Raw genomic sequence first — 12,844 nt, 5'->3', positions numbered from 1 at the left:
AGATGCTTATGAGAATGTGATGGAGATCGCGGGAAATTTCCCTTCACTTAACCCTCTCCCACGGGGAGAGGGTATTTAAATACCCTCGTCTCTTTCGGAAGAGAGCAGGGTGAAGAGGCAGTTTTAATGCCAGCAGAAGTGATGCACAACCTGGGTTATCAATTCGCGGGTAGGTTTGATAAAGCGGGTTTCCAGATACTCATCCGGCTGGTGGGCCTGGTTGATGGAACCCGGGCCAAGCACCAGCGTCGGGCACAGGGTCTGAATAAACGGCGCTTCGGTGCAGTAGTTCACCACGTCGGTTTTCTCACCCAGCAGCTTTTCAACCACCTCAACCAACTGGTGGTCAGGCGGGCATTCGTAGCCAGGGATCGGCGGATGCAGCTCAGAGACCGTCAGACGGCCCGGCCAGCGCTCGCTTACCGGGGCCAGTGCTTCATTCAGCAGGCCGTCGAGATCGCTCAGCGTCATGCCGGGTAGCGGACGAATGTCCATATGCAGCTCACAGCAGGCGCAGATGCGGTTAGACGCATCGCCGCCGTGCAGGCTGCCAAGATTCAGCGTTGGGTAAGGGACGGTGAAGGCGTCATAGTGATAACGCTCCTTCAGGACATCACGCAGCGTCATGATGCGGCCAATGGCATCGTGCATCAGTTCAATGGCGTTTACTCCACGCGCCGGATCGCTCGAATGGCCAGACTGACCCATTACGCGTACCGCGGTGGAGATATGGCCTTTATGGGCGCGAATCGGCTGCAGGGAGGTAGGCTCGCCAATAATGGCGCAATCAGGGCGGATTGCGGTGTTTTCGGAGAAGTAGCGAGCCCCCGCCATGCTGGTCTCTTCATCGGCGGTCGCCAGAATGTAGAGCGGCTTTTTAAGAGTCGTCACGTCCACGTCACGCAGTGCGTCGAGAATAAAGGCGAAGAAGCCTTTCATGTCGGCGGTGCCCAGCCCGTAGAGTTTGTTCTCATGTTCGGTCAGGGTGAAGGGATCGCGCGTCCAGCGGCCATCGTCAAAGGGTACGGTATCGGTATGCCCGGCCAGTAATAAACCACCAGCCCCCTGGCCGGTACTGGCCAGCAGATTGAATTTGTTGCGCGTACCGGGAACGGGCTGAACTTCCACCTTAAAGCCGAGATCGCTGAACCAGCCTGCAAGCAGATTGATTAAAGTCTCATTACTTTGATCCAGCGCTTCTTCCGTTGCACTGATTGACGGTGTGGCAATCAGGGCGCGGTAAATCTCGATAAATGGTGGCAAATTCATTTTCATTGTTGACATACCTTAGGTCGTGATAGTATCAATATTCATGCAATAAATGTGAATAAAAATACACTAACGTTGAGCATAAAGGAACCCGATGTTGAATACGCTGATTGTAGGTGCTAGCGGCTATGCGGGCGCAGAGCTGGTTAGCTACGTGAATCGCCATCCTCATATGACCATAACCGCTTTGACCGTGTCAGCGCAAAGCAATGATGCCGGAAAATTAATTTCTGATTTGCATCCGCAGCTTAAGGGCATTGTGGATCTGCCGCTGCAGCCGATGTCCGACATCAGTGAATTTACCGACGGCGTGGACGTGGTGTTTTTAGCCACCGCACATGAGGTCAGCCACGACCTGGCACCGCAATTTTTGGCGGCCGGCTGCGTGGTATTCGACCTTTCTGGCGCGTTCCGCGTTAACGACGCCGGGTTCTATGAAAAATATTATGGTTTCACGCATCAGCACCCGGATCTGCTTGAAAAAGCAGTGTATGGCCTGGCGGAGTGGAGCGCAGAGAAAGTAAAAGAAGCTAATCTGATTGCCGTGCCGGGCTGTTATCCGACTGCAGCACAGCTTTCGTTGAAACCGCTGATCGACGCGCATCTGCTGGATCTGACCCAGTGGCCGGTGATCAATGCCACCAGTGGCGTGAGCGGAGCCGGGCGCAAAGCCGCCATCTCTAACAGCTTCTGTGAAGTGAGCCTGCAACCGTACGGCGTGTTCAATCATCGCCATCATCCGGAAATTACCACCCATCTGGGCGCAGAGGTGATTTTTACTCCGCATCTGGGCAGCTTCCCGCGTGGGATCCTCGAAACCATTACCTGCCGCCTGCAGCCGGGTGTGACGCAAGAACAGGTGAAAGAGGCCTTTACGCATGCCTATGCAGATAAACCGCTGGTGCGTCTGTATGACAAAGGCGTGCCGGCGCTGAAAAACGTCGTCGGCCTGCCGTTCTGCGATATCGGCTTTGCCGTCCAGGGCGAGCATCTCATTGTGGTGGCGGCAGAGGATAACTTACTTAAAGGCGCTGCCGCGCAAGCCATGCAGTGTGCCAATATTCGTTTCGGCTTCCCTGAAACGCAGTCTCTTATTTAAGGTGTGATGATGAATCCATTAATTATCAAACTCGGTGGCGTACTGCTGGACAGTGAAGAAGCGCTGGCGCGTCTTTTTACCGCGCTGGTGAACTACCGTGAGTCGCATCAGCGCCCACTGGTGATCGTGCACGGTGGCGGCTGCGTAGTGGATGAGTTGATGAAAGGGCTCAACCTGCCGGTGAAAAAGAAAAACGGCCTGCGCGTTACCCCTGCCGACCAGATTGACATCATTACCGGTGCGCTGGCGGGGACGGCCAATAAAACGCTGCTGGCGTGGGCGAAGAAGCATCACATTGCTTCCGTTGGCCTCTATCTGGGCGATGGCGACAGCGTAAAAGTGACCCAGCTCGATGAAGAGCTCGGCCACGTTGGACTGGCGCAGCCTGGTTCGCCTAAGCTGATCAACACTCTGCTGGAAGGCGGGTTCCTGCCGGTGGTGAGCTCTATCGGCGTGACCGAAGAGGGCGAGCTGATGAACGTCAACGCAGACCAGGCAGCTACCGCGCTGGCGGCAACATTGGGCGCAGACCTGATCCTGCTCTCTGACGTGAGCGGCATTCTGGACGGCAAAGGCCAGCGTATCGCGGAGATGACCGCAGCAAAAGCCGAGCAGCTGATTGATCAGGGCATTATCACCGACGGCATGATTGTGAAAGTGAACGCGGCGCTGGATGCTGCCCGCACGCTGGGCCGCCCGGTAGATATCGCCTCCTGGCGCCACGCTGAGCAACTGCCGGCGCTGTTCAATGGCACGCCGATTGGCACGCGTATTCTGGCATAACCATTTATTGATTTACCGCAGGCCGGGAACGCGACGCGACACCCGGCAGAACTAACGAATAAAGGAAGCATGTTATGGCACTTTGGGGTGGGCGTTTTACACAGGCAGCGGATCAACGTTTCAAACAGTTCAACGACTCTTTGCGCTTTGACTACCGCCTGGCCGAACAGGATATCGTCGGCTCTGTGGCCTGGTCCAAAGCGCTGGTCACCGTGGGCGTACTGACCACAGACGAACAGCTGCAGCTGGAAGAGGCGCTGAATAATCTGCTGGAAGAGGTGCGTCTGGATCCACAGCAAATCCTCCAGAGTGATGCCGAAGATATACACAGCTGGGTGGAAGGCAAGCTGATCGACAAAGTCGGCCAGTTGGGCAAAAAACTGCACACTGGCCGTAGCCGTAACGACCAGGTGGCGACCGATCTGAAACTGTGGTGTAAAGAGACCGTCGCTGATTTGCTGGCCGCGACCCGTCAGCTGCAGAGCGCGCTGGTAGAGACCGCGCAGAACAACCAGGACGCGGTGATGCCGGGTTATACCCACCTGCAGCGCGCGCAGCCGGTGACTTTTGCTCACTGGTGTCTGGCCTACGTAGAGATGCTGGCACGTGATGAAAGCCGTCTGCAGGATACGCTGAAACGTCTGGATGTTAGCCCGCTGGGCAGCGGTGCGCTGGCTGGCACCGCTTATGAAATTGACCGTGAAGAGCTGGCAGGCTGGCTGGGCTTTGCCTCCGCCACCCGTAATAGCCTGGACAGCGTCTCTGACCGCGACCACGTGCTGGAGCTGCTCTCCAATGCCTCAATCGGGATGGTTCACCTGTCGCGCTTTGCCGAAGATCTGATTTTCTTCAACTCCGGTGAAGCCGGGTTTGTTGAGCTGTCAGACCGCGTGACCTCCGGCTCTTCTCTGATGCCGCAGAAGAAAAACCCGGATGCGCTGGAGCTGATCCGCGGCAAGTGTGGCCGCGTGCAGGGCGCGCTGACCGGCATGATGATGACCCTGAAAGGACTGCCGCTGGCGTACAACAAAGATATGCAGGAAGACAAAGAAGGGCTGTTCGACGCGCTCGACACCTGGCTGGATTGTCTGCATATGGGCGCGCTGGTGCTGGATGGCATTCAGGTGAAACGTCCGCGCTGCCAGGAGGCGGCTCAGCAGGGTTATGCCAACTCGACCGAGCTGGCAGATTACCTGGTAGCGAAAGGCGTACCCTTCCGTGAAGCGCACCACATTGTGGGCGAAGCGGTGGTCGAAGCGATCCGTCAGGGGAAACCGCTGGAGGATCTGCCCCTGACTGACCTGCAGAAATTCAGTGCGGTGATTGGAGAGGATGTTTATCCGATTCTGGCGCTGCAGTCTTGCCTTGATAAGCGTGCGGCCAAAGGCGGCGTATCGCCGAAGCAGGTGGCCCAGGCCATTGCGGATGCGAAAAACCGCCTGGTCTGATTAATGCGGGCTGGTGCCCTCACCCCGGCCCTCTCCTACGGGGAGAGGGAGCAAATACTAAAAATGGCAACTTCGGTTGCCATTTTGCTTTTATCCCCGGGCTTTTTTACGCAAAAAAAATGCGGACCACGGGGTCCGCAAAAGTTCACGTTGGCTTTAGTTGTTCGAGTTTGAGAGAAACTCGTTTGACGGGCGGGGACGTCAAGGGTCAAACACGTACCGCCTCGTCTATGTGGTGTATTATTCAACAGAATGCTTGATAGGGATAATCGTTCGTTGCTATGCTATCTATCGCCATGAACTATCGTGGCGACGGAGGATGAATAATGAATATTCGTGATCTTGAATACCTGGTGGCGTTAGCTGAGCATCGTCATTTTCGCCGCGCGGCAGACTCCTGCCACGTTAGCCAGCCTACGCTGAGCGGCCAGATCCGCAAACTGGAAGATGAGCTTGGCGTGATGTTGTTGGAGCGCACCAGTCGTAAAGTGCTGTTCACTCAGGCAGGTCTTCTGCTGGTGGATCAGGCGCGTACCGTGCTGCGCGAGGTCAAAGTGCTCAAGGAAATGGCAAGCCAGCAGGGGGAAACCATGTCCGGCCCGCTGCATATTGGCCTGATCCCTACCGTTGGCCCGTACCTGTTGCCGCAGATTATTCCGCTGCTGCATCAGACCTTCCCGAAACTCGAAATGTATCTCCACGAAGCGCAAACCCATCAGCTGCTGGCGCAGCTGGATAGTGGCAAGCTCGACTGTGCCATCCTGGCGCTGGTGAAAGAGAGCGAAGCCTTTATCGAGGTGCCGCTGTTTGATGAGCCAATGATGCTGGCGATCTATGAAGATCACCCGTGGGCGAACCGCGATCGCGTGCCGATGGCCGATCTGGCCGGGGAAAAGCTACTGATGCTGGAAGACGGTCACTGCCTGCGCGATCAGGCAATGGGCTTCTGTTTCGAAGCGGGGGCGGATGAAGATACTCACTTCCGCGCAACCAGCCTGGAGACGCTGCGCAACATGGTGGCGGCGGGAAGCGGTATTACACTGCTGCCGGCGCTGGCCGTACCGCGCGAGCGCAAACGTGACGGCGTGGTCTATCTGCCGTGCATTAAGCCTGAACCGCGCCGCACTATTGGTCTGGTATATCGTCCGGGGTCACCGCTGCGCAGCCGCTATGAGCAGCTGGCAGAGGCCATCCGAGGGGCGATGGATGGCCATTTCGATAATGCGTTAAAACAGGCGGTTTAAACCGTTGAGTGCAGCGACCCGATAGGCTTCTGCCATGGTCGGGTAGTTAAAGGTGGTGTTAACAAAGTATTCAATAGTGTTACCACCCCCTTTCTGCTCCATGATGGCCTGGCCGATATGAATGATTTCCGCGGCGCGTTCACCAAAGCAGTGAATGCCGAGGATCTCTTTCGTCTCGCGATGGAACAAAATCTTCAGCGTACCCACACTCATCCCCACGATCTGCGCCCGCGCCAGATGTTTAAACTGGGCACGACCGACCTCGTAAGGCACCTTCATAGAGGTCAGCTGCTGTTCGGTTTTACCCACAGAGCTGATTTCTGGAATGGTATAAATGCCGGTCGGAATATCCTCAATCAGATGCGCCGTCGCTTCACCTTTTACCAGTGCCTGAGCGGCAATGCGCCCCTGATCGTAGGCCGCAGATGCCAGGCTCGGATAGCCGATGACATCACCAACCGCGTAGATATGCGGTAGCGCGGTCTGGTACATGCTGTTGACCTTCAACTGGCCACGGCTGTCGGTCTCAAGGCCGATGTTTTCCAGCGCCAGAGAGTCGGTATTACCGGTACGGCCGTTAGCATAGAGCAGGCAATCCGCTTTCAGCTTTTTGCCGGACTTCAGGTGCATGATCACCCCGTCGTCGCAGCCTTCGATTTTCTCGTACTCTTCGTTGTGGCGAATCACTACTCCACTGTTCCAGAAATGATAGGAGAGGGAGTCGGACATCTCTTGATCGAGGAACGCCAGCAGACGGTCACGGGTGTTGATGAGATCAACTTTCACATCCATGCCACGGAAGATTGACGCGTATTCACAACCAATCACCCCTGCGCCATAGATGATAACGTGGCGAGGTTCATGATGCAGGCTAAGAATGGAGTCGCTGTCGTAGACGCGTGGGTGCGAGAAATCGACATCTGCCGGACGGTACGGGCGGGAGCCACAGGCGATAATAAATTTCTCTGCCGTGAGGGTCTCGACAGAGCCGTCGTGGCACTCCAGCGCCAGCGTGTGTTCATCCATAAAATGGGCATTCCCCTGCAAGATCTCGCAATGGTTACGCTCATAAAAACCCTGACGCATCCGTGTTTGCTGGTTAATCACGTTATCGGCATGATTCAGGATATCGGCAAAAGAGGAGCGAAGAAGTCGGGAATGGTCGCTGTAAAGAGGGTTCTGGTTGAATTCAATGATGCGGCTAACGGCGTGGCGGAGGGCTTTCGAAGGGATGGTGCCCCAGTGGGTGCAACCGCCGCCAACATTATGGTAGCGCTCTATCACCGCTACTCTGGCTCCCTGTTTAACCAGTCCCATAGCAGCGCCTTCGCCGCCGGGGCCGGAACCAATAACTATTGCGTCGTAATCGTAGGAATGTGGCATGGCAAGGCTTACCTGTTCTTATACATAAAAGCAACAGAATCATAACATCATTGCCAGAGTAACCCAATTATCGTTGTGCTTTTTTCGCGCAGTGGAGCACAAACCGCGCGTAAACAATCATTAACAAAGCCAGGCAAATCGATTAATTTTAAACTCTGGTATAGTGCCAGCAGGGCTTTGGAAGGATTCAATTATCGTGATGGGCGTAAGAGCACAACAAAAAGAGAAAACCCGGCGTTCGCTGGTGGAAGCGGCATTCAGTCAACTGAGTGCTGAGCGGAGTTTTGCCAGTTTGAGCCTGCGCGAAGTGGCGCGCGAGGCCGGAATTGCGCCAACGTCCTTCTATCGTCATTTCCGAGATGTGGATGAGCTGGGACTGACCATGGTGGATGAGAGCGGCCTGATGCTGCGTCAGCTGATGCGCCAGGCGCGCCAGCGTATTGCCAAGGGCGGTAGCGTCATTCGCACCTCGGTCTCTACCTTTATGGAATTTATTGGCAACAATCCCAACGCATTTCGTCTGCTGTTGCGTGAACGTTCCGGTACTTCGGCCGCGTTTCGTGCCGCCGTCGCGCGTGAAATTCAGCATTTCATTGCGGAACTTGCCGACTATCTTGAACTCGAAAATCATATGCCGCGTGCCTTCACGGAAGCGCAGGCCGAGGCGATGGTCACGATTGTTTTCAGTGCAGGTGCTGAAGCACTGGATGTGGGTATTGAACAACGTAAGCAACTCGAAGAGCGACTGGTATTACAGCTGAGGATGATCTCCAAAGGCGCGTATTACTGGTATCGCCGTGAACAAGAAAAGATGGCACATCAAATCGACGAAGGTGAGTAATGAAACATTCTGGTCAGGATAAAGGTACGCTGTTGCTGGCATTGATCGCTGGCTTGTCTATCAATGGTTCTTTTGCCGCTATTTTTAGCTCCATTGTGCCATTCTCGATCTTCCCTATGATTGCGCTGGTACTCACGGTGTACTGCCTGCATCAGCGTTATCAAAATCGCACCATGCCGGTCGGACTTCCGGCGCTATCAGCGGCGTTTTTTGTCCTGGGCGTCTTGCTCTATAGCACCGTGGTGCGCGCAGAGTATCCGGACATCGGCTCTAACTTCCTGCCGGCCGTACTCTCTGTCGCGCTGGTGTTCTGGATTGGCATCAAAATGCGTAACCGCAAGCATCACTTGCCGGAGTAAGCGTTTTATTTAGCCGTCAGTAACACACCACACTCCATATGGTGGGTGTAGGGGAATTGATCAAACAGAGCCAGACGTTCAACCTTGTGCGTCTGGCTTAACGTTTCCAGATTCTTACAGAGGGTTTCCGGGTTGCAGGAGATATAGAGGATACGCGGATACGCCTGCACCATCTTCTCCGTTTCACTGTCCAGCCCACTACGTGGGGGATCGACAAAAATCGTCTCGCACTGGTAGCTCTTAAGATCAATGCCCTGCAAGCGGTTGAATTCACGCACGCCATTCATCGCCTGCGTGAATTCTTCTGCGGCCATGCGGATAATCTGCACATTATCAATATGGTTCGCTGCAATGTTGTACTGCGCCGCCGCCACGGACGGCTTAGCAATCTCGGTTGCCAGCACCCGTTCAAAGTTGCGTGCCAGCGCCAGCGAGAAGTTACCGTTACCGCAGTAAAGCTCAAGCAGATCGCCCGTTGACCCTACCGTCGCATTCAATGCCCATTCCAGCATCTGTACGTTCATAGCCGCATTCGGCTGAGTAAAGCTGTTCTCAACCTGGCGGTAGATCATCTCTTTACCTGCCACCGGCAGACGTTCGTCGACGTAATCCTGGTCGAGCATAATTTTGGTTTTGGTAGCACGACCAATAATGTGGACGTTAATGTTTTGCGCCCGCAGCGCGTCGCGCAGAGCTTCTGCCTGCTCACGCCACTCATCGTTTAGCGCTTTGTGATACAGCAGCGAAACAATAGCCTGATTACTTTGCGTGGTCAGGTAGTCAATCTGGAACAGTTTATGACGCAGCACCGGGTTATTACGTACCCCTTCAATCATCAGCGTCATTAATTGATTAATTAATTCACTCGCTGCGGGGAACGTGTCCACGCGAATTCGGGATTTGGTCTGCTGGTCGAAAATGATGTGATACAGATCGTCGCCATCGTGCCAGATACGAAATTCGGCGCGCATACGATAGTGGCTGACCGGCGAACGAAACACCTCGGGAACGGGCGCTGCAAAAGGGGTCATCATACTTTGCAGGCGGACGACCTTCTCGGCCAGTTGCGCGTCGTACTGATCTGTCGGGAGGTGTTCGGGGGTCATGATGCGTCCTGAGTGAGAATGAATTACGCGGGGATTGTAGGGATTGTGCAGGGGATGTCCAGATTTAATGGCTAATAGCTATCTGGACATCTATACGTGTCTAATTGTAGCATTCTGTTTCCGGCCTCAATGAGTGAAAAGGGAATCCAGTGGAAATCTGGAGCTGACGCGCAGCGGTAAGGACTGGCGGGATGAATGTTGTAGACACTGTGAAAATGGGAAGTCTTCATCCATATAACGCCACCCAGCCCGAAGACCTGCCGGGATCACGTCGCATTTGGTTTCATCATCGCGTGCTATAGATGAGGCCTGCGGCATCCTTCTTATATTGTGGATGCTTTTTACAATGATTAAAAAAATATCGCTGTGTACGGCGCTGTCCGTCACGGCATTTTCGGGCTGGGCGCAAGATAACGCCAGCACGATGGTGGTGACGGCAAACCGTTTCGAGCAACCTGTTAACTCTGTCTTAGCCTCAACGGATATCGTAACCCGTGAGGATATCGACCGCTGGCAGTCTAAAGATCTTATTGATGTGATGCGTCGTTTACCCGGCGTGCAAATTGCACAGAACGGCGGGATGGGGCAATCAAGCTACGTCTATATTCGCGGGGCGGAAGCTCGCCATACGCTGGTTTTAATTGACGGTATTCCGCTGGCAAAATCCGGTATCACGGGGATTTCTGATTTTAGCCAACTCCCTCTCTCTCTTGTTCAGCGCATTGAATTGATTCGCGGGCCACGTTCGGCAGTCTATGGTGCCGATGCGATTGGTGGCGTCGTCAATATTATCACCCAGAATTCACAGCCTGGCGGCAAAGTTCAGGCGAGTATGGGGTCTCATCATTATCAGCAGTACGATGCTACTGTGCGCCAACAGCTGGGCGAAGCGACGCTGGCGACGATCGCGGGCTCCTTCACCGAGACCCAGGGATTTAATGTTCAGCCCACCTCTACCTACTCCGGTGACCGCGATGATGATGGTTTCCGTAACAAAACCTTCTGGGCGGGCCTGAATCATAATTTTACTCAGGAGATTTCCGGGTTCGTTCGTGGTTATGGCTATAGCAATAACACAGCCTATGACGCGGGCTATGCGGGGGGGAGTGATAAACGCCAGGTTTATAACCACACCTATGAAACCGGTCTGGCATGGAGTCACGATAATTACTCGACGCAACTGACGGGGAGTTATCAGAAATACAAAGATTACAACTACTCCAGCGTGTCAGGGATGTATAACGCCGGCACATCGCTCGACAATATGACGCAGAAAAACGTCCAGTGGGGTAATAGCCTGGCGGTAGGCTACGGCACGGTAAGCGCGGGCATTGACTGGCAACAGCAGAAGTTGACGTCAGAGGATCTGAGTAATTCCGATGATTATAAGCGTGACAATACCGGCTATTACCTGACTGCTCAGCAGAAGCTGGACACGGTGACGCTGGAAGGCTCCGTTCGTGGGGATGATAACGAACAGTTTGGCTGGAATGGCACCTGGCAGACGGCCGCAGGCTGGGAATTTGTACCTGACTACCAGCTTACTGTCTCTTACGGAACGGGGTTCCAGGCACCAACGCTGGGGCAGATGTATGGCCAGAGCCGTCTGTTCATCACCTCGAATCCAGATCTGAAAGCGGAAAAATCGGGTCAGTTCGAAGTGGGCGTTCAGGGGTTAACCGGGCCTGTTAACTGGCGCCTGGCCGCTTACCAGAACAAGATTAAGGATCTGATCGATTACTACTCCCCTGATTTTGGCTTCACGGGGACCTATTTCAATACCCAGTCCGCTACGATTAAAGGCGTAGAGCTGAGCGGTGACTTTGAAACAGGCCCGGTGACGCACCGTCTGAGCGCTGAATATCTGGATCCGCGTCGAGACTCTGATAACGAGGTTCTGGCACATCGCTCTCGCCAGCAATATAAGTATCAGCTGGACTGGGCCATGTTCGGGTTTGATATGGATCTGTCTTATCAATATTTCGGTAAAAGCTATAACAACAACTCGAATCAGTTCTCGAGCGTCCAGCGCCGCATGCCATCTTATAGCCTTTTAGATCTGTCAGCTTCATATCCTGTCACCTCTCATCTGACAGTTCGTGGTAAAATAGCCAACCTGTTCGATAAAGATTACGAGACAGTTTATGGCTATCAAACTGCAGGACGGGAGTACACCTTGTCTGGCAGCTACACCTTCTGATCCACGCCCTACCGTGCTGGTGTTTGACTCCGGCGTCGGTGGGCTGTCGGTCTATGATGAGGTTCGGCATCTCCTGCCGGACCTTCATTACATCTACGCTTTCGATAACGTGGCATTCCCGTACGGAGAGAAGAGCGAAGACTTTATTGTCGAGCGCGTAGTGGAAATTGTCACGGCCGTACAACAACGCTACCCCCTGGCATTGGCAATTATTGCCTGTAATACGGCGAGTACTGTCTCTCTTCCTGCCCTGCGTGAGAAGTTTCCCTTCCCTGTGGTCGGCGTGGTCCCTGCGATTAAACCAGCGGCTCGTTTGACGGCCAATGGTGTGGTTGGCTTGCTTGCAACGCGCGGGACGGTAAAGCGTCCTTATACGCGTGAGCTGATTGAGCGCTTTGCCAATGAGTGCCAGATAGCCATGCTGGGTTCTGCCGAGCTGGTCGAAATCGCAGAAGCGAAGCTGCACGGTCAACCGGTGCCGCTGGAAGAGTTACAGCGCATATTGCGCCCGTGGCTGCGTATGGCTGAACCACCAGATACCGTTGTATTGGGTTGTACTCATTTCCCGCTATTAAAAGATGAACTGCTTGCCGCGTTACCGGAAGGGACTCGTCTGGTGGACTCCGGAGCGGCCATTGCACGAAGAACAGCATGGTTACTTGAAAATGAAGCGCCAAATGCAAAATCTTCTGATGCGAATATCGCTTACTGCATGGCATTGACTGCAGAAACTGAGCAACTTTTACCCGTTTTACAACGTTATGGCTTCGAAACGCTCGAAAAACTGGCGCTATAGCACCATTTTGCGCAAAAAAGAGACAGTTGAACGTTTTTTTTAAAAGAGGGGTTGTCAACGTCTGAGAACTCCCTATAATGCGCCTCCACTGACACGGAACAACGGCTTACAGGCCGCCGGGTTAGCGGGGTTCAGAGATGAACGCCAGCAGAGAAAAGCGAAAAATAATTGCTTGACTCTGAATGAGGAAAACGTATTATACGGGACCTCGCAACGGTGAGCTGAAAGCCGCGTTGCACTGCTCTTTAACAATTTATCAGACAATCTGTGTGGGCACTCAAAGTGACATGGATTCTTAATGTCTTCGGACAATAAA

The 12,844-nt window shown here is 54.0% G+C and carries 11 protein-coding genes and 1 riboswitch; of the genes, 8 read left to right on the top strand and 3 right to left on the bottom strand.

All coding sequences use genetic code 11. The features are described 5' to 3' along the window. Window positions 1-123: 123 nt before the first annotated feature. The gene (argE, locus tag WFN75_RS20720) at window positions 124-1,275 is read right to left on the bottom strand and encodes an acetylornithine deacetylase (protein ID WP_286809618.1); all 1,152 of its coding nucleotides are present in this window, start codon (window positions 1,273-1,275) and stop codon (window positions 124-126) included. Window positions 1,276-1,363: 88 nt separating this feature from the next. On the opposite strand from argE, the gene argC reads away from it, so the two are divergent. From argC to oxyR, 4 genes are all read left to right on the top strand, one after another. Further along, window positions 1,364-2,368, top strand: coding sequence for an N-acetyl-gamma-glutamyl-phosphate reductase (argC, locus tag WFN75_RS20715; protein WP_040078044.1), 1,005 nt, complete (start codon window positions 1,364-1,366; stop codon window positions 2,366-2,368). Between the two features lie 6 nt (window positions 2,369-2,374). Further along, the gene (gene argB / locus WFN75_RS20710; RefSeq protein WP_233804026.1) at window positions 2,375-3,151 is read left to right on the top strand and encodes an acetylglutamate kinase; all 777 of its coding nucleotides are present in this window, start codon (window positions 2,375-2,377) and stop codon (window positions 3,149-3,151) included. Between the two features lie 74 nt (window positions 3,152-3,225). Next, the gene (argH, locus tag WFN75_RS20705) at window positions 3,226-4,599 is read left to right on the top strand and encodes an argininosuccinate lyase (protein WP_336996746.1); all 1,374 of its coding nucleotides are present in this window, start codon (window positions 3,226-3,228) and stop codon (window positions 4,597-4,599) included. Window positions 4,600-4,925: 326 nt separating this feature from the next. Further along, complete coding sequence (oxyR, locus tag WFN75_RS20700) at window positions 4,926-5,843, top strand: DNA-binding transcriptional regulator OxyR (RefSeq protein WP_040078048.1); 918 nt, start codon at window positions 4,926-4,928, stop codon at window positions 5,841-5,843. On the opposite strand, the gene sthA is transcribed toward oxyR, so the two are convergent. Further along, window positions 5,826-7,226 (bottom strand): Si-specific NAD(P)(+) transhydrogenase, encoded by a 1,401-nt coding sequence (gene sthA / locus WFN75_RS20695; RefSeq protein ID WP_327061553.1) that lies wholly within the window; start codon window positions 7,224-7,226, stop codon window positions 5,826-5,828. The genes oxyR and sthA overlap by 18 nt on opposite strands. Before the next feature lie 196 nt (window positions 7,227-7,422). Here sthA and fabR point away from each other — a divergent pair, with 196 nt between their 5' ends. Then, window positions 7,423-8,067 (top strand): HTH-type transcriptional repressor FabR, encoded by a 645-nt coding sequence (fabR, locus tag WFN75_RS20690; protein ID WP_040078051.1) that lies wholly within the window; start codon window positions 7,423-7,425, stop codon window positions 8,065-8,067. Then, window positions 8,067-8,426: a YijD family membrane protein gene (locus tag WFN75_RS20685; protein ID WP_040078052.1), complete on the top strand. Its 360-nt coding sequence runs from the start codon at window positions 8,067-8,069 to the stop codon at window positions 8,424-8,426. The genes fabR and WFN75_RS20685 overlap by 1 nt, the downstream gene beginning before the upstream one ends. 5 nt (window positions 8,427-8,431) lie before the next feature. Here WFN75_RS20685 and trmA read toward each other — a convergent pair whose 3' ends face one another. After that, entirely contained in the window at window positions 8,432-9,532 is a 1,101-nt protein-coding gene (gene trmA / locus WFN75_RS20680; RefSeq protein ID WP_212478602.1) for a tRNA (uridine(54)-C5)-methyltransferase TrmA, read from the bottom strand. Window positions 9,533-9,636: 104 nt separating this feature from the next. Beyond that, window positions 9,637-9,811: riboswitch (cobalamin riboswitch) on the top strand. Window positions 9,812-9,878: 67 nt separating this feature from the next. Between trmA and btuB the strand changes: the two genes are divergently transcribed. After that, the gene (gene btuB, locus WFN75_RS20675; protein WP_040078054.1) at window positions 9,879-11,732 is read left to right on the top strand and encodes a TonB-dependent vitamin B12 receptor BtuB; all 1,854 of its coding nucleotides are present in this window, start codon (window positions 9,879-9,881) and stop codon (window positions 11,730-11,732) included. Beyond that, window positions 11,677-12,528 carry a glutamate racemase gene (gene murI, locus WFN75_RS20670; RefSeq protein WP_040078055.1) on the top strand — a complete coding sequence of 284 codons (852 nt, stop codon included), beginning with the start codon at window positions 11,677-11,679 and terminating at the stop codon, window positions 12,526-12,528. Before btuB ends, murI begins: the two co-directional genes overlap by 56 nt. Window positions 12,529-12,844 lie beyond the last annotated feature (316 nt).

It is taken from the genome of Leclercia sp. UBA7405, from assembly GCF_037152215.1.
Lineage (GTDB): Bacteria > Pseudomonadota > Gammaproteobacteria > Enterobacterales > Enterobacteriaceae > Enterobacter > Enterobacter pneumoniae.
This window is presented reverse-complemented; position numbering and strand designations above follow the sequence as displayed.